At 66.8% G+C, this 17,690-nt stretch carries 16 protein-coding genes; 9 read left to right on the top strand and 7 right to left on the bottom strand.

What is annotated here, in order from left to right; translation table 11 throughout:
- Positions 1-10: 10 nt before the first annotated feature.
- The 5 genes from V7787_RS36235 to V7787_RS36215 all read left to right on the top strand — a co-directional run bounded on the left by V7787_RS36235 (position 11) and on the right by V7787_RS36215 (position 7,797).
- A complete protein-coding gene (locus V7787_RS36235) occupies positions 11-1,177 on the top strand; it encodes a dipeptidase (RefSeq protein WP_336092258.1) in 1,167 nt (388 codons plus the stop codon).
- A gap of 69 nt (positions 1,178-1,246) precedes the next feature.
- Complete coding sequence (locus tag V7787_RS36230) at positions 1,247-3,487, top strand: TonB-dependent receptor (RefSeq protein WP_336092256.1); 2,241 nt, start codon at positions 1,247-1,249, stop codon at positions 3,485-3,487.
- 83 nt (positions 3,488-3,570) lie between these two features.
- On the top strand, positions 3,571-4,629 hold the full coding sequence (locus V7787_RS36225) for a DUF1611 domain-containing protein (RefSeq protein WP_336092254.1): 1,059 nt from the start codon (positions 3,571-3,573) through the stop codon (positions 4,627-4,629).
- A gap of 34 nt (positions 4,630-4,663) precedes the next feature.
- Positions 4,664-5,800: a YkvI family membrane protein gene (locus V7787_RS36220; RefSeq protein ID WP_336092253.1), complete on the top strand. Its 1,137-nt coding sequence runs from the start codon at positions 4,664-4,666 to the stop codon at positions 5,798-5,800.
- A gap of 14 nt (positions 5,801-5,814) precedes the next feature.
- Positions 5,815-7,797, top strand: coding sequence for a serine hydrolase domain-containing protein (locus tag V7787_RS36215; protein WP_336092252.1), 1,983 nt, complete (start codon positions 5,815-5,817; stop codon positions 7,795-7,797).
- Positions 7,798-7,868: 71 nt separating this feature from the next.
- Here the strand turns inward: V7787_RS36215 and V7787_RS36210 are convergent, their stop codons facing one another.
- Entirely contained in the window at positions 7,869-8,129 is a 261-nt protein-coding gene (locus tag V7787_RS36210) for a hypothetical protein (protein WP_336092250.1), read from the bottom strand.
- A 534-nt stretch (positions 8,130-8,663) separates the two neighbouring features.
- Here V7787_RS36210 and V7787_RS36205 point away from each other — a divergent pair.
- Positions 8,664-9,203, top strand: a complete 540-nt coding sequence (locus tag V7787_RS36205) for a hypothetical protein (protein ID WP_336092248.1) — start codon at positions 8,664-8,666, stop codon at positions 9,201-9,203.
- 31 nt (positions 9,204-9,234) lie between these two features.
- On the opposite strand, the gene V7787_RS36200 is transcribed toward V7787_RS36205, so the two are convergent.
- The 4 genes from V7787_RS36200 to V7787_RS36185 form a co-directional block, all read right to left on the bottom strand.
- Entirely contained in the window at positions 9,235-9,834 is a 600-nt protein-coding gene (locus V7787_RS36200; RefSeq protein ID WP_336092246.1) for a hypothetical protein, read from the bottom strand.
- A gap of 125 nt (positions 9,835-9,959) precedes the next feature.
- Entirely contained in the window at positions 9,960-10,976 is a 1,017-nt protein-coding gene (locus V7787_RS36195; RefSeq protein WP_336092245.1) for a M28 family peptidase, read from the bottom strand.
- A 119-nt stretch (positions 10,977-11,095) separates the two neighbouring features.
- A complete protein-coding gene (locus tag V7787_RS36190; protein ID WP_336092244.1) occupies positions 11,096-11,899 on the bottom strand; it encodes a MipA/OmpV family protein in 804 nt (267 codons plus the stop codon).
- A 226-nt stretch (positions 11,900-12,125) separates the two neighbouring features.
- Positions 12,126-13,025 (bottom strand): LysR family transcriptional regulator, encoded by a 900-nt coding sequence (locus tag V7787_RS36185; RefSeq protein ID WP_336092242.1) that lies wholly within the window; start codon positions 13,023-13,025, stop codon positions 12,126-12,128.
- A 97-nt stretch (positions 13,026-13,122) separates the two neighbouring features.
- On the opposite strand from V7787_RS36185, the gene V7787_RS36180 reads away from it, so the two are divergent.
- The 3 genes from V7787_RS36180 (at position 13,123) to V7787_RS36170 (ending at position 15,467) form a co-directional block, all read left to right on the top strand.
- The gene (locus tag V7787_RS36180; protein ID WP_336092240.1) at positions 13,123-13,845 is read left to right on the top strand and encodes a type 1 glutamine amidotransferase domain-containing protein; all 723 of its coding nucleotides are present in this window, start codon (positions 13,123-13,125) and stop codon (positions 13,843-13,845) included.
- A 74-nt stretch (positions 13,846-13,919) separates the two neighbouring features.
- A complete protein-coding gene (locus tag V7787_RS36175) occupies positions 13,920-14,762 on the top strand; it encodes a type 1 glutamine amidotransferase domain-containing protein (protein ID WP_336092239.1) in 843 nt (280 codons plus the stop codon).
- Between the two features lie 240 nt (positions 14,763-15,002).
- Positions 15,003-15,467 carry a carboxymuconolactone decarboxylase family protein gene (locus V7787_RS36170; RefSeq protein WP_336092237.1) on the top strand — a complete coding sequence of 155 codons (465 nt, stop codon included), beginning with the start codon at positions 15,003-15,005 and terminating at the stop codon, positions 15,465-15,467.
- A 66-nt stretch (positions 15,468-15,533) separates the two neighbouring features.
- On the opposite strand, the gene V7787_RS36165 is transcribed toward V7787_RS36170, so the two are convergent.
- Together V7787_RS36165 and V7787_RS36160 are read right to left on the bottom strand one after the other, a co-directional pair.
- Entirely contained in the window at positions 15,534-16,754 is a 1,221-nt protein-coding gene (locus V7787_RS36165) for an XVIPCD domain-containing protein (RefSeq protein ID WP_336092236.1), read from the bottom strand.
- A 64-nt stretch (positions 16,755-16,818) separates the two neighbouring features.
- A complete protein-coding gene (locus tag V7787_RS36160; protein ID WP_336092234.1) occupies positions 16,819-17,478 on the bottom strand; it encodes an ankyrin repeat domain-containing protein in 660 nt (219 codons plus the stop codon).
- Positions 17,479-17,690 lie beyond the last annotated feature (212 nt).

The raw sequence follows: 17,690 nt of genomic DNA, 5'->3' as shown, positions 1-17,690 counted from the left end.
GCCCGCGCACATGAGCGATTCCACCGTCCGACTCGGCCGCCGCCGATTGCTGCAAGCCTCCGCGGCCGCCGCCGCGTTGGCGTTGCCGATGCATGCTTTGACCGCCGCCAAGTCGCCCGGCGCGATCCAGCCGGGCAAACCCGACCTCAGCCGATACTCCAGCCGCGCGCGCGCCATCGTCGAGCGCGCGCTGGTGATCGACATGCTCGCGCCGCTGCGTCTGGACATGCGCGAAGACGTCTATGCCTTGCCGTTGACCGACCAGCAAGTCGCCGATTTCCGCCTCAGCGGCATCGACGTCTTCCACAACTCCTGGGGCCTCACCGGGCCGGACGCGCGCGAACGCGTGGCCGAATACCTGGCCGGCTGGCACGGCCTGCTCGCCCGCCGCAGCGACCTGTTCACCCTGGTCGGTCAGGCCGCCGATCTGGATCGGGCCAAGCGCGACGGCAAGATCGCGGTGATCTCCGGCGTACAGAACGCCGAACACTTCCGCAGCAAGGAAGACGTGAAGTTCTTCCACGGCCTGGGCCTGCGCTGCGCGCAGTTGACCTACAACAGCCAGACCGTGATCGGCTCGGGCAGTACCGAGCGCGAAGACGGCGGGCTCAGCGATTACGGCGTTGCGATCGTCGCGGAGATGGAAAAGGTCGGCATGCTGGTCGACGTGTCGCATTGCGGCGAACGCACCACCCTGGACGCGATCGAACTGGCCAAGGGGCCGATCGCGATCACCCACTCCAACTGCCGCGCGCTCAACGACCACCCTCGGCTCAAGAGCGACGAAGCGATCCGCAAGCTCGCCGCCAAGGGCGGGGTGATGGGCATCACCGGCGTGCGCATGTTCGTCGGCGCCAAGGAACCGACCACGCTCGACAGCATGGTCGATCACATCGACCACGTCGCCAGGCTGGTCGGCATCGAGCACGTCGGCATCGGCTCCGACGCCGATCTGTACGGCTACGACGCGATGCCGGCCGATCAGCTCAAGGCGCTGAAGGCTTCGTACAAAGCCAGCTACGGCTTCCGCGAACGCATCGACATCGAAGGCTTCGACCGCCCGACCAAGATCTTCGAGCTCACCGACGCGCTGATCCGCCGCGGCTACAGCGACGGCGACATCGAAGCCGTGCTCGGCGGCAATTTCCGCCGCTTGCTCGGGCAAGTCTGGCGCTGACCCACGCCGCGGCCGTCGCCGCAATCTCCAGCGTCACCCCAACGCAGTCCGCTCCCCGGGAGTACCGTCATGCCGCACGCAACCACCCGCGACACCGCTCCGCATCGTCTCGGCCTGGCCATCGCCCTGGCCCTCGGCGCATGGTCCTGCACCGCCTCGGCGCAGGACGGCGCGGCGGAACCGGCGCCGCCGCAGCGCGGCGAGCAAGCTTCGGCGACCCTGGAAACGGTCACGGTGACCGCGCAGAAGCGCAGCGAGAACGCGCGCAAGGTGCCGTCCTCGATCAGCGTGATCGGCGAGCAACAACTGGAAAACCAGCACGTCACCCAGTTGTCGGATTTGAACGGTTACCTGCCGGCGATGACCATCACCGACAACGGCACGCCCGGCCAGACCTCGATCTCGCTGCGCGGCATCCCGACCCTGGGCCCGGGCGCGGTGGTCGGCACTTACCTGGACGACACGCCCCTGGGTTCGAGCAGCAACTTCGCCCGTTCCAGCGGCTTCGTGCTGGATCTGCTGCCTTACGACATCCAGCGGGTGGAAGTCCTGCGCGGCCCGCAAGGCACGCTGTACGGCGCCGGCGCGATGGGCGGCCTGCTCAAATACGTGCTCAAGGATCCGGACCTGGACAGTTTCGAAGGCCGCGTCGGCGGCGGCGTTTCCAGCATCCGCGGCGCCGGCGGCAACGGCTGGAACGCGCGCGCCGGCATCAACGCGCCGTTGATCGAAGGCAAGCTCGCGCTGCGCGCGTCCTTCGCCAACGAGTCCACGCCGGGCTGGACCGACAACGTCTACACCGGCCGCAAGGACATCAACGACACCCGTCAGCGCAGCGGCCATCTGTCGCTGCTGTGGCAGCCCGGCGAAAACCTGAGCCTCAAGCTCACCGGCCTGCACCAGACCATCGACGCCGACGACAACAGCGTCGGCATCCTCGACGCGCAGCGGCGCGCGCATTTGGGCAAGGACGGCACCGACAAGCCGGCCGCTGAGCGTTTCGAGAAGAAGATCGACTTCTTCGCCGCCACCGTCGACTGGAATCTGCACTGGGCCGATTTCGTTTCGGCCACCAGCTACTCCAAGACCACGACCTATCAGCTCAACGATCAAAGCAAGACCTACGGCCCGCTGTTTCCGCTGTTCGGCGCGGCCCCGGGCGTGTCGGTGTTTCCGCTCAGCCTGGGCTTGAAGAAATGGACCCAGGAACTGCGCCTGCAATCCAAACCCGACGACAAGGTCGAGTGGATGCTCGGCGGGTTCTACACCCACGAGAAATCGAGCAATCACCAGGAACTGCGCGCCGAGTCGTTCGCCGGCGTGCCGGTGGCCGGTATGGACCCGCTGGCGGTGGTCGACCTGCCCTCGACGTACAAGGAACGCGCGCTGTTCGGCAACCTCACCTACAAGTTCAGCCCGCGCTTCGACGTGACCGCCGGTGTGCGCTACGCGCGCAACGACCAGGACTTCCAGCAGATCGCCACCGCCGGCAGCTTGCTGGCCTTGGGCGTCACCGACGGCCAGTCCTCAGAAAGCGTCACCACGTATCTGCTGGGTTCGCGCTGGCATCTGGATCAGGACAGCATGCTGTATGCGCGCGTGGCCAGCGGCTACCGTCCCGGCGGCCCCAATGTCGCCTTGCCGGGGATTCCGCCGTCGGTCGATTCCGACAGCCTGGTCAACTACGAAATCGGCTGGAAATCGCTGTTCTTCGATCAGCGCGCGTCGATCGATCTGGCCGCGTTCCTGATCGACTGGAAGGACATCCAGTTGTCGGCCTCGACCCGCGACGGACTGACTTACTCGGCCAACGGCGGCAAGGCGCGCAGCCGCGGGGTCGAGCTGACGTCGGTGTTCAAGCTCACCCCGGATCTGCGCATGGGCTTCAACGGTTCGTACACCGATGCGTATCTGGTCGATGCCGCGCCGTCGTTGCGCGGCCTGCCCGGCGATGCGCTGACGGGCATTCCGCGCTGGAATTTCGCCCTGACCGCCGACTACGACTTCCTCTGGGCCGAAGGCTACAACGGCCGCGTCGGCGCCAGTTACCAATGGCTGGGCAAGCGCAAGACCCATGTCGACAGCAATCCCGACGCGGCGCAGCTGTCGGCCAGCGGCCAGCTCAACCTCAACACCGAGCTGAGCCACGGCAACTGGGCCTTGCGCATGTACGTGCGCAACCTCACCGATCAACGCGCCATCACCGCGCTGTCGCCGGTCAAGAGCGCCGCCACCGGCGCGACCGTGGAATGGCAGGCCAACCGGGTGCAGCCGCGCACGGTCGGACTGGAATTCGATATCTGGTTCTGAGCGAACCCACGCCGCATCCACTCCCCCTCACGCCTCGCCGCCCGGATCGCGACCACGCGCCGGGTCACAACGGAATGTCCCGAATGCCGATCGACGCTGTCGCCGAACCCGCTCCGCTGCAATCGCTCGACCTGCCGCAGCCCTACCTGTTGTTTCTGGGCGATGTGCAACATCCGGCCTTCGCCAAGACCGCGTTCGGTCTGCGCGACTGGGCGCCGGAACGCTGCATCGGCGAATACGCCCTGCCCGGCGCCACGGTCGGCTTGGGTCTGACCCAGATGGACCCGGGCCAAGCGCATGCGGCTGGCGCACGCGCGCTGGTGATCGGCGTGGCCAACGTCGGCGGGGTGATTCCGGCGCATTGGATGCCGGCGCTGCTGGATGCGCTGAGCAATGGTCTGGACCTGATCGGCGGCATGCACACCCGCCTGAGCGAGGTCGCGCCGCTGCGCGAACACGCGCAACGCCACGGCCGCCGCCTGATCGACGTGCGCGAGCCGCCGGCCGATCTGCCGACCGGCAGCGGCCGCAAACGCAGCGGCAAGCGCTTGCTCACCGTCGGCACCGATTGCGCCTTGGGCAAGAAATACACCGCGCTGAGTCTGGCCCGGGCGATGCGCGCGCTCGGCATCGATGCGACCTTCCGCGCCAGCGGCCAGACCGGCCTGTTGATCGCCGGACGCGGCATTCCGATGGATGCGGTGATCGCCGATTTCGCCTCCGGCGCCGCCGAACTGCTCAGCCCCGACGCGCACGCCGGGCATTGGGACGTGATCGAAGGCCAGGGCTCGTTGTCGCATCCGGCCTATGCCGGCGTATCGCTGGCGCTGCTGCACGGCAGCCAGCCCGATGCGATCGTGGTCTGTCACGAACCAGGCCGCACCGAATTGCTCGGCTATCCGGGCTACGCGTTGCCGTCGATCGAAGAAACCATCGATCTGAATCTGCGCCTGGGCCGCCGCACCAATCCGGCGATCCGTTGCGCCGGCGTGAGCCTGAATACCTCGCAGCTCGATCCCACCCAAGCGCAAGCCCTGCTCGACAGCGAAAGCGCGCGGCTGGGCTTGCCGGTCGCCGATCCGATCCGCGGCGGCGCGTCGTTGCAGGCGCTGGTGCGCGCGTGCTTGAACGATCCGGGCTGAATCTTCCACGCCACGGCCTCACCTGGAGATGTCCATGCGCTCATCCGCCACTGGCTCGTGGTTCCAACGCTTCCTGCTGCCGGGCTTCGCGTTCAAGGCGGTGGTGATCGGCGGCGGCTACGCCACCGGCCGCGAACTGGCCGAGTTCTTCTTGCCCGGCGGGCCGTGGGGCGGGATCAAGGGCATGCTGTTGGCGATGGCGGTGTGGAGCGCGGTGTGCATGGCCACCTTCGCCTACGCCCACGCCGCGGCGACCTACGATTACCGCGCGTTCTTCCAGCGCTTGCTCGGCCCGTTCTGGGGCTTGTTCGAACTGGCTTATCTGGCCTTGCTGATCGTGTTGCTGGCGGTGTTCGGCGCCGCCTCCGGCGCGATCGGCGCCGGCCTGTTCGGCTGGCCGCCGCTGCTGGGCACCTTGTGTCTGGTCGCCGGCATCGCCGCGTTCGTCAGCTTCGGCAACGAATCGGTGGAGCGCTTGTTCAAGTGGGTGTCGTTCTTTCTGTACGGGGTGTATGCGCTGTTCGTGGTGTTGGCGCTGAGCCGATTCGGCGACCGGATCGCCGCGCAGTTCGCCGCGCCGCGGCCGGAGCTGGACTGGGCGTTCAACGGCTTGACCTATGCCGGTTACAACATCATCGGCGCAGTGGTGATCTTGCCGATCGTCCGCCATTTCACCGGCCGCCGCGATGCGCTTATCGCCGGTTTGATCGCCGGGCCGCTGGCGATGCTGCCGGCGCTGGCCTTCTTCGCGTGCATGGTCGCCTATTACCCGCAGATCGCCGACGAAGCCTTGCCTTCGGATTACCTGTTGCAACGCTTGCAGCTGCCGCTGTTTCATGGCGTGTTCCAGCTGATGATCTTCGCTGCCCTGCTCGAAAGCGGCACCGGCGCGGTGCATGCGATCAATCAACGGGTGGAGGCGGCCTGGCGCGCGCGCGGCGGACAGGCCTTGCCCAAACGCGGACGTTTGGCGGTGGCCGGCGGATTGTTGATCGGATCGATCTTTCTCGCCGACCGCTTCGGCCTGGTCGATCTGATCGCCAGCGGTTACCGCGGTCTGGCTTATCTGTTGCTGGCGGTGTACGTGCTGCCGTTGTTGACCTGGGGTTTGTGGCAGTTGCGCAGCGGACGCTTGCGTCCGCCCGCCGCGCCGCAGTCCATCGCTTACTGACCTGGAGGACGGACATGAAGTGGTCGTACCTGAGATGTTTCGCCGTCGGTCTGCTGACGGCATCGATCGGCGCGCTGCACGCGCAGACGCCGCTGCCCGCTTCGCCCTCGCCCGCGCCGTCGCCCGCAACGACCGCGCCTGCGGTGGAGTCGGCGCCGGCCGCGCGCCTGGACGCCAAGGACCTGGGCGCCTACGTCGACGGCGTGGTCGAGTCCTATCGGCGCCGCTTCGGCATCGCCGGCGTCACCGTCGCGGTGGTCGACGCGCAAGGGCCGTTGCTGTTGCGCGGTTACGGGCTGGCCTCGCAGAATCCGGAGCGGCCGGTAACGCCGGACGCCACCTTGTTCCGGATCGGCTCGGTCTCCAAGACCTTCACCTATCTGGAAACGGTCAAGCTGATCGAAGCCGGCAAACTCAAGCTCGACACGCCGGTCAACGATTACCTGCCGCAAGACCTCAAGCTGCCCGAGGACGGTTACAAGCCGGTGCTGCTGCGCCACCTGCTGACCCACACCGCCGGTTACGAAGACTCCGCCTTCGGCCATCTGTTCGCCAAGGACCCGCAACACGCGCCGTCGCTGCACGATTACCTGCTGCGCCACCGCCCCGCGCGCGTGCGCGAGCCCGGTTTGTACGCGGTCTACTCCAACTACAGCCTGGCCCTGCTCGGCGAAGTGCTGGCGCAAGTCAGCGGCGTGCAGTTCGAAGCCTTGATCGAACGCGATCTGTTCGCGCCGATGGGCATGCGCCGCACCACCTTCCGCGAACCGCTGGGCGCGGCCGATCCGCGCGACAGCGGCGCCGCGTTCAAGGGGCTGTGGTCGGACGGGCATCAACGCAAGGACGGCGGGTTCAAGAAGCACGGCTTCGAATACATCGCCGCGGTCGCGCCGGCCGGTTCGGTCTCCAGCGACGCGGCCGACATGGCGCGTTACCTGCGCATGCTGCTCAACCGCGGCGAACTCGACGGCCAGCGGATCGTGCCGGCGGCGGCCTTCGCCCGGCTCGAAGCCGGCCCGCTGTTCGCCAGCGCGCCCGGCGCGACCGGCCTGAGCTACGGCTTCTTCCGCCGCCAATACGGCCAGGTCCACAGCCTGGAGCATGGCGGCGCGACCTTGTATTTCCACTCGAATATGGTCGCCGTGCCGGAGCTCGGCTTCGGCGTGTTCGTCTCCACCAACACCGACACCGGCGTGCGTCTGGCCGCCGAACTGCCCGGCTTGCTGCTGCAGCACTACTTCGAACGCGCGCGCCCGGCGCCGCTGCCGGTGCCGCCGGCGGATGCGGTGGAGACCAACAAGGCCTACCTGGGCAAATACCTCAGCGAACGCCGCAACCATCGTCATTTCGAAAAGCTGCTGACCGCCTCCAACGCCGTGTTGGGCGCGACCGACGACGGCTACCTCACCCTCAGCGTCGGCGATGAAACCTCGCGCTGGGTGTGGGAGAAGGCCGATACCTTCCGCGCGGTGGAAGGCCCCGGGCGCTTGGTGTTCGTGCGAGAGAACGGCGCGGTCAAGGGCTTCGTGTCGCCCTATGGCCACGATGTGTATCTGCGCGCCGGCGCGTTCGACAGCGCCAATACCCTGTACTTGCTGCTGGGGCTGAGCGTGCTGGCCTCGCTGGGCGTGTTGACCGGAATCTGGTTGCGCCGCCGCGGCGAACGTACCGCCGCCGCGAGCAGCACGCGCTGGCTCGGCCTCACCGCGGGCGCCTGGCTGTTGTTCGTGGTGTTGTTCGGGGCCAGCTTCGCCGAGTTGATGTCGGCCGGCAACGAAGCGATCTACAGCTACCCGACCGCGTTGCTGCGCGCCGCGCTGTGGCTGGCGCTGTTGCCGGCGCTGCTGACGCTGGTCGATCTGGCCTTGTTGTGGCCGCTGTGGCGCGCGGGCGACATCGGCGTGTGGCGCAAGCTGCGGCATACCCTGGCGGTGCTGGTGTTCGCCGTCACCGTGTATGCGATGTGGGGGTGGAACGCGTTCGGCTGGAAGGTCTGAACCCAACCGCCGCCTCGCGCCGCGCGCGTATCGCCAAGGGCCTCGCAAGAGGCCCTTGGCGTGTTCGCCGATCAGAGGTACTGGCAACGGATCGAGACGGTGATGTACCAGTTCGGGTGGAAATAACCGGCATTGGTGACGTTGTAGCCGAACAGCACGCTGCCGCCGGACTGCTGGCAAACGGCGATGGCCTGATTGATCGCGATCACCGTCGCGGTGGTCTGATCGGCCCAGGCGCCGCTGCCGTAGATCAATTCGGTGTGCGGAGCGGCCGAAGCCTGCGAAGCGAACAAGGACGCGGCCAGCAGCGGTGCGAGCATGAACTTCTTCATTGCGGATTCCTCCTCAAATCCCGCCCGATCGACGGTAGCGCAACGCTATCGCCGGGCCCGCGCGCGCGAATGTCGATGGGTACCGCTTATTTTGCGAATTGCCGCATCTGCGACGAAGACGCGGATCGGCCGGCGTGGTTGTGACCCGGCTGCTGAATCGCCGCGACCAGGGTCGCGCCCGCCGGGTTGAGCGGGTCTCGATAATTTTTCGATAGCGGTGCGATTGCCGCGGCGAACAGCCACGGGGTTGGCCGACTGCGCGGACATTCGCGGCCTGAGGTCCGACTGTAGGAGCTGCGCAAGCTGCGACCGCGACACCGCAGTTGCGTCGTAAGCGCGATGTCGCGGTCGCAGCTTGCGCAGCTCCTACAGGGGGGCTCCTACAGGGGGGCTCCTACAGGGGGCTCCGGCAGGGAGGCGCTGGGGTCGCTGTCTCTCAATTGTCACGAAACAGCCATAAATTGCCTGGATTCCGCCGTGGCGGTCCCGCTGCCGGACCTGTCCACCGATCGCCCCCCCCTACAGGCAACTCCCATGCGCTCGTTCAAGCTCGTTTCCCTGTTGTTGGCCCTGCTCGCGTGCACGTTCGCGGCCGCCGCCAAACCGCCCTATGTCGAGATCGAACAGCGCCTGAGCCCCGAGCAGCTGCGCGAGGTCGGCCTGAGCGCCGAACAACTGGCCACCCTCAACCGCATGCTGCGCGCGGCCGACGAAAAAGCCGCTCCCGCGCTGGTCGATAGCGCCCCGGCGACTTCGGCGGCGCAAGACGACGGCCCCGCCATCGGCGCGGGCGCACCGCCGGCCAAGACCGCCAAGCCGGCCGGCGCCGGCCAGTTCATCGGCCTCAACGATGAGCCGATCAAGAGCCGGCTCAAGCACGACGTCGCCGGCTGGGAACCCGGCACGGTGTTCGAACTGGAGAACGGGCAGCAGTGGAAGGTGCTCAAGGGCAGCATGAAACTGCCCAAGCCGATGACCACGCCCGAGATCGTGGTCGTCCCCGGCGTGGCCGGGCGCTGGTTTCTGCAGGTCGATGAGGACACGCCGAAGGCGCGGGTCTATCGCATCGACTGAGGAACCCCGCATCGCCGAACAGCGACGCGGTTCAACTGACGAACAGCACCTGCGTGGCGACGACGATCCAGCCGTCGCCACGCCGCTGCAGCTGATACAACTGGCCTTGCGAACACTGCAGGCCGCACTCGATCTGGGCATAGATCAACGCGCCGGTTCCGTCGGCCGTGCGCACCGCGCGGGCGACCATCAGCCAGGCTTTTGCGTTCGGGTAATCACGCAACGGCCAGAGCGACGATTCTTTTCTCTGACCTGACGTCGCCTCGCGGCGATACACGATTCCCGGATCGCGCGGATCGGGATTCTGCGACGGCGTCTGATTCGCCAGCACCAACTCGCGACGCAGTTTCAGCGGCATGAATCCGTCGTCGCGATACAGGGACACAATCGAGGTCGCCAACGGCGGCGTCGCGCAGCCGGCATCGCGCCTGGGCAACAGGTCTTCGCGAAAGCGGCAAGCCGCCGGCGTGTCCCGGCTCAGCACGACAGGCCGGTCGTCGATCCGCGGTTTCGCCGCCTCGCCCGGCGCGGGCGGCGGCGGCACGTCGCCACCGACTATTTCGATCTGATCGAGCAACGCGCGCACGATCGCCGCCTGCTCGCTATCGCTCACCGGCAACGGCCGCGGCATCGCCGCTTCGCGCTCGCGCTGCAGTCGCTGCTGGTGCCGGGCCAACGGAATCGACACCGCGATCGCCGCCGCGGCTGCCAGCGCCACCGCGACAACAACCGAGCGCCGCCAACGGATCGAATCGCTCACGGCATCTGACTCGCCGCATACACCGCCTGCACCACCTTGGCCATTCGCTGGTAATCCAGTTTTTCGTAAGTATCGCTGGCCTGATGATAGGTGTCGCTGCGCATGAACGAGGTGTCGGTGACCATCAACGCCGGATAGCCTTCGCGCCAGTAACTCAGGTGATCGGAGAAATCCACGCCTTGCACCAACAGCGGCGGCGCGTTGATCGAATGCACCGGCAGATCGCCGGCGCCGGCCAGGCTCGCCTTGAGCCGGCGGCTGGTTGCGAAGTCGCCCATGCGGCCGACCAGGGCGACGAAATCGCCGCGCTCGGAATACAAGCGGTGCATGCCGCGCACCGGATAGTGCTGGCTGCCGCGGCGGTCGCTGAAGCGGCCGATCATCTCCAGCGACAGCATGAACTCGACTTCGCGCCCGGCCTCGCGCAAGGCGCGCGCATGCCAGGCGCTGCCCATGTGTTCGCTGCGGAAATGCGGCGGCTCTTCCAGGGTGTAGGCGACCAGTTCGATCGGACGGGTCTGTTCGCTACGGCCGAGCATGCGCGCCAGTTCCAGCAAACCGGCCACGCCGCTGGCGTTGTCGTCGGCACCCGGGGTGTGGGTCTTGGGCGAGTAGCCGCGCGGGTCGTCGCTGCCCTGGCCGACGTCGGCGAAAGAATCGTAATGCGCGCCGAACACCCGCAGCGGTCCGCGTTCGGGGCCGAAGCGGGCGATCACGTTGCGGTACTTCGCACCCTCGACGGTTACGTCCTGGTACGACACGCGCGCGCCGCTCAGGCGCAGCTGCTCGTGGATGTAGCGCGCGGAAAGGTCCAGCATCTCCGGCTGGTCGTAACTGCGCGGGTACAGATCGACCGACAGGTGTTTGACGTCGGCGAGCAGGCGCTGCGGATCGGCCGCGGGCGGATGCGAAATCCGCGGCGAAACCCAAGGCTGCACCACCGCGAACAAAGCCAGCGCGCCGCAAACGGCCGCCAGCAACAGCAACCACAACAATCGCCGCAGATACTTCATGCTCAGGCCTCCCTGCCATTGCCCGGCGCATCCGGTCCGCCGCCGACGCTACCGCAAACCGCGGCCGCGCGCATCGGCAGCGCGGCCCTCGCGTTCGTGCGCGAGGGCCGCGAGCGGGCTCAGAAGCTGCGGGTCACGCCGACGAACATCTGGCCGACGCCGTCGGTGCCCTCGGCGATCAGCGGGCTGTCGCTGATTTCGTCGGGCAGCACTTGGTAGCTCAGGTTGGCGATGACCCGCCACTTCTCGGCGAACGGCTTGGCCACGGTCAGGCCGACATAGGGAATGGTCACGCTGCCGGGCTTGTAATCGACCACGCCGCGCGCGACTTCCTTGTCCAAGGTGCCGTAGTAGTAATTGGCCAGATCCTTGGACAGGGCGTTGACGCCGACGGTGGGGGTCAGCAGCCAGCCGCCGGCCTGCATCGGATAGCTGTAGCTCAGGTCGACTTCGTAACCGCCGCTGACGTCGGCGATGTCCGCCTTGACTTCCAGTTGGACCTCGCCCGCGCTGCCGCGCCAGCTGGCCGACGCGCCGGCATCGGCGCTGTCGTCGCGGTCTTCCAGCAGGTCGCGGTTGATCCCGCGGCGGGCCAGTTCGCGGCGGCCGAAATCCTTCTTGTCCATCGCGTCCAACCGGCCGGAGATGAAGCCGTCGAGCACGAAGCTGTCGGTCTTGACGAAGTGATAGCCCAGGCTGATGCCGCGGAAATAGAAGCGTTCGCCCTCATAACCGAAGAACGGAATCGCCCGGGTGTGGTTGCCCTCGCCCGCGTACAGTTCGTTGCGCATGCCCGCGGCCACACCGATGCTCCAGTTGGAAGGAGCGACGTCTGCGCGCTCCTCGCCTTGCTTGGTGACCTGGGCCGATACTGCGAATGGAATAAGTAACAGCAACGGCGAAGCAATGCGGACGATGCGCATGGAAGGTGTCCTGTTGGATGGGGGGGATTACGCGAGCGGAACGACCGTGCTGTCGGCACGACGCGAAATTAGCCCGCGCACTTTAAGAGTTGTTTAAAGCCGGAAGATTTACTACCGACCGGCACACTTAATTTCATTTGGGTTTAACGACGGTTAGGGAAAACCCGAGCGCCCGGCGCATCCGAGCGCTCACTACACGGCCCCGTATCCAGCCGCCGAAGCCGCCTCATTCCTGTCCGGTGAGCACGTCGATCAAAGCCCGCGACGCCGCCGATAAGCGCCGATGCGGCGCGTAAATCAACGAGAACGGACGCGAACGTCCGCGCAATTGCGGCAGCACTTCCACCAGCCGTCCGCGTTGCAATCGATCGGCGACGATAAAGTCGTAGGTCTGGCAAATTCCCGCGCCGTGCTCGGCCAAGGAAACCACGCCGAGCACATCCTCGGACACCTGCAACAACGAGTCGGGCGTCCAATCGATATCGCGGTCTCGGTCGCGGAACTGCCATTGCGCGATGCGCCCGGTGCTCGGCATCTGGAACGGCAGACACGTATGCGCGGACAGATCCTGCAAACTGCGCGGCACGCCGGCGCGTTGCAGATACTCCGGCGCGGCCACCACGCACAAGGCCGCGTCCTCCAACTTGCGCGCGACCAATCCGCTGTCGGGCAATTGCCCCAGACGGATCGCCAGGTCGTAACCCTCGGCGACCAGATCGACATTGCGATTGGCGATGTTGAGTTCCACCGCCACCTTCGGATAAAGCTGGGTGTAGCGCTGCAACAACGCGGGCAGACGGTAGTGGCCGTACGTGGTCGGCACGCTCAAGCGCACCCGGCCGCTGAGTTCGCCGCCCTCGCCCTGGATCGCGCGCTCGGCGTCGTCGATCAGCGCGAACGCCGAACGCGCGTGTTCCAGATACATCCGGCCGGCGTCGGTCAAGCCCTGGCGGCGGGTGGTCCGGCGCAGCAACTGGGTGCCCAGCCGGTTCTCCAGCCGCACGATCGCCCGGCTGATCACCGACGGCGTGGTCGCCAGCGCCACCGCTGCGGCGGTCAGCGAGCCGTGTTCGACGACCGCGATGAAGGTCTCCACGTCGCCCAGATGGTCGAATCGCCGGCTCATTTTTGCTCCTGAAGAACAAATGATTTTCTGCGCCGGGATTTTATCGCCGGTAGCGGAATCAATACAGTGGCCGCCATCCCCTCACCCCGGAGCCGCCATGAACACAACCACCCCGCAATCGCGCACGTCCCAGCCGCTAAAACCGGTGTTGTTCGTCCTGACCAGCCACGGCGTCAAAGGCGCCACCGGCCAGCCGACCGGTTACTACCTGGGCGAAGTCACCCATCCCCTGACCGAGCTGGAAGCGGCCGACATCGCGGTCGAGTTCGCCTCGATCCAGGGCGGCGAGCCGCCGGTCGACGGCCTGGAGGCCGAGGACGCGCTCAACGCGCGCTACTGGAACGACCCCGGCTTCCGCGCCGCGGTGCGCCAGACCTTGAAGCTGGACGAGGTCGACGCCTCGCGCTACTCGGCGATCTTCTTCGCCGGCGGCCACGGCGCGATGTGGGACTTCCCGACCAGCGACGCGGTGCAGCGGGTGACCCGCGAGATCTATGAAGCCGGCGGCGCGGTCGCTGCGGTATGTCACGGCCCCGCAGCGCTGGTGAATGTGCGCTTGAGCGACGGCACCGCGCTGGTCGCCGGCAAGCGCGTCAGCGCCTTCACCGACGAAGAAGAACGCGCGGTCGGCCTGGGCGATGTGGTGCCGTTCCTGCTCGCCAGCGCCTTGAGCGAACGCGGCGCGCTGCATCAGCCCGCGCCCAACTGGAACCCGCAAGTGGTGACCGACGGCCGCCTGATCACCGGACAGAACCCGCAATCGGCCAGCGGCGTCGGCGCCGCGCTGCGCGAGTTGTTGTTGGCGCACCGCGACGCTTGAAGACGCTGCGCAAATCCACTGCCCGCGATACGCGCCTTGCATCGGCGCGCTCACTCAACGCTTACGAGACCAGCATGAAAACCTTATCGATCCTCACCGCCGCGCTCGCCCTGAGTTTGTCGTTCGGCAGCGCCCACGCCGGCAATGTCCTGGTGGTGTTGTCCGACGCCGATCGTTTGGACCTGAAAGACGGCAAGACCTTCGCCACCGGTTTCTATCTCAACGAATTGATGCAACCGGTCAAAGCCTTGATCGACGCCGGCCACGACATCACCTTCGCCACTCCGCAAGGACGCGCGCCGACGCTGGACCGCGGCTCGGTCGATGCGATGTATTTCGGCGGCGACGCGCAAGCCTTGCGCACGCATCAAACCCTGCTCGACAAACTCGCGCTGACCTCCGCGGAAAAATCGCCGGTGGTGAGTCTGGCGCGGGTCGAACAACTCGGCTACGACCGTTACGACGCGGTCTATATTCCCGGCGGACACGCGCCGATGCAGGATCTGTTGAGCAGCCCCGCGCTGGGCCGCCTGCTCGGCGACTTCCACGCCAAGGGCAAGACCACCGCGCTGGTCTGCCACGGGCCGATCGCGCTGCTGTCGACCCTGCCCGACGCCGCCGGCTTCGCCGCCACGCTCGCCGCCGACGGCCGCGCCAAGACGCCGCCGCAATGGATCTACGCGGGCTACCGCGTCACCGTCATCAGCAATCAGGAAGAAGACATCGCCAAGCCGCAACTGGGCGGCGGCGCGATGAAGTTCTACCCGCAGACCGCGCTGGAACAAGCCGGCGTGCGTTATCTCAGCAACGCCAAGCCCTGGACTGCCAACGTGGTGGTCGATCGCGAACTGATCACCGGCCAGAATCCGGCCTCGGCGGCGGACGTGGCCAAGGAATTGTTGCGGCGCTTGAAGTAAACCGATTCGCGGCGAGCCGAACCCGGCGCCGCTGCGTTCAACGGCCGTGCTCGCGCACGGCCGTTTTTTTTGCCGATCGCTCAAGCCATGTCACGCCGGCCGATGTTGGTTCGTCGTACCCCATGAAGGCCAACGCAGACAACGCAAGCGCGCCGTACCCGATGTCACGCCCGCACTCGCTGCTTCGTCAGACCTTACGAACCCAACGATTCGCCCACCTCAGCCATGGAGAACCCACGCATGAACAGCCAGCCCCGCATGAACAACCCCGCCCTGGTGCTGCCGGAAACGATGAAGGCGCTTTGGGCGCTGAAGTCTTCGGTCGAACACAAGGGCGTGCCCGAATCGACCCTGATCCTGGTCGAACTGCGCGCCAGCCAGATCAACGGCTGCGGCGCCTGCGTCGACATGCACGCCAAGATGGGCAAGAAGGTCGGCCAAAGCGATGAGCGTTTGTTCTCGGTGGCGGCATGGCGCGAAGCGCCGTACTTCGATCCGGCCGAACGCGCGGCGCTGGCGCTGGCCGAAGCGCTGACCCGGATCAGCGACCGCCCCGAATCGGTGTCCGACGAAATCTGGGACGAAGCCGCGCGCCACTACGACGAAGCCGCGCTGGCGGCCTTGGTCGTGGCGATCGCCAACATCAACGTCTGGAACCGGCTCAACGTCGCGGTGCGGCAGCCGGTGGGTTCCTGGAAGGCGTAAACGGTCGGCAGCAGGGCGAACGAACCGCGGCGGCGCATCCGCGCGGTTCGTTCGCCGCCGCAACGCTCAGCTGAGCGTTGCGCGGCGCTGTTCGTTCTGATTGGGCGTCTCGCTGGCTGCGGGAGGCGCCAACGAGGCCGCATCCGGCGGCGGCGACAGCGCGCGTTGCTGATCCAGAAACACCCGCAGATGGCCGGGATCGTCCAGACCGCCCTGGACCAGGAAGAAGCCGCCGCCATCGCGGCCGGCGATGACGTGATCGATCTGCTTGAATCCGTGCGCGTTGGCGTCGAACGCCGCATTCGTGGCGGCATCGCGATAGCCCTGCTCGCCGCGGAATTCCAACGCGCCCGGTTGCAATCCGCGCAGGCCGCGCAGCGCTTGATCGTACAGCGCATGGCCGGGATGGCCCGGATCGGCCAGACCCGCATCCACCGACCCGACCTCGCGCCGCGACGTATCTCCGGCCCCGTTCGCTCGGCCGGCATCGTGCCCCGACGGGCCCGGCATCGCCTGCTCCTGCGCCTTGATCACCGCTTCGATGTAATGGATGTCGATGCCGTGCTTGATGCCGTTACCGGGAATCAAACGCTGGAAGAAGGTTTGCGGATCCGGATCGGGCAGTTCGATCTTGTGCCCGACCGCATCGGGCATCGCCCACTTCAGCGGAATGCTGTGCTCTTGCAGATCGGTGAGGATCTCGTTCTTGACCGCGTAACGGCGGATCTGGCCGTTATGCGCGACTTCCTGCTTGGCCGCATCGGCATCGATGCCGACGCGCTCCAGGGTCTTGTCGTGCACGCCCGAAGCGTTGAAGGTCACCGCGGGAATGCCGCTGCCGATCGAAGCCAGACCGGCCAGACCGCCGCCGAGCGAATGGCCGGTGATCACCACTTCATCGCCGAACGCCACCCGCGCTTCGCGCGCCAGGGCCAGCGCCTGATTGTATTGCGCGTCCTCGAACCCCAGGCCCTGGCGGAAATTGCTCAGCCAGTCCTTGCCTTCGTCGGTGCCCGAAAACGCCAGTACGTAGTGGCCGTGTTCGTCGCCGTAGATACGCGCCAGAAAACCCGAGTCGCTGTTCTGCAAACCGGCCGGATCGATGCCGACGCCGCGCAGTTGTTCGTCGCTCAAGGGTTTGAAGCCGTCGACGCCGGGGCCCTGATCGTAGAGATCGTCCATCAGCCGCGACAGCGTCTTGTCGATCGGCTTGGCCTGCAGACCGCTCACCTGATCGGCGAAGGACTGCGGCGCCTCGCCTGCGGCGGTCGGGGTGGGCTGGCTCATGCTGCGGTCTCCCTGAATTCCTTGGTATGCCGTCGTTCCGAATGTGGTAACCGAGTGCGCGCGTCTAGCCGCGTTCCAGCTCGATGCCGCGTTCGCGCATCCATGCGACCAGGGTTTCGCGGTCGGCGCGGGTGCGCGCGTCGAGCAAGCTCGGCGGCGTCATGAAGGCGTAGCGCTGGAAGGTCAGGTTCTGCGCATTGCGCGCATCGGCGCGGGCGCCGGCCTGCAGCAGTTCCAGCGCGCGATCGGGTTGATTGATCTTGCCGGCGACATGCAGCGCGGTATTGCCCATGCGGTCGGCGCGTCCGGGATCGGCGCCGGCGGCGAGCAAGCGCTTGAACTGCACCGGCCGCTCGCCCATCAACGCCGCGCTCAGCGGCGTGGCGGCGGTGACCGAATGCGGCGTGTCCGGATCGGCGCCGTGGGCGAGCAAGGTGTCCAGGTAAATCGGATCGTTGGCCATCGCCGCCAGATGCACGACGGTGCTGCCGTCCACGCCGGGCCAGGCCGGATCGGCGCCGAGTTCGAGCAGCGCGCTCAATCCTTCGTTGCTTTGGTTGAACACCGCCCATTCGAGCAGAGTCACGTTCTTGTCGCCGCGCGCGGACAACGCCACGCCCGCGGCCAGACGGCGAATCCGCGCCGCATCGCCCGCGGCCACGGCCTCGGCCAATTCGGCGACCGCCGGATCTTCGAATACCTGCTGCGTCACTGCCTCTGACATCTGTGGACTCCTCCTGAGCACCTGGCGGGCTTTCCCCGAGGCCCGCCGATCGGCGGGAGGTGTTGCGAAGCGCGCGGAACTTCCCCAAGCCGTAGCGCCCTGCGACATACGGCCACGTACCGTGGCTCTGGGAGACTAGCAAGAACTCGATGACAGTGCAGCCGGAACGGCGTCACATTTTTTTGGATCGCCCGTGATCGCGCAACGCGATC

The organism is Pseudomonas sp. CGJS7, from assembly GCF_036961695.1.
The sequence above is the reverse complement of the archived record's forward strand: the minus strand, read 5'-3'. Positions and strand labels throughout refer to the sequence as shown.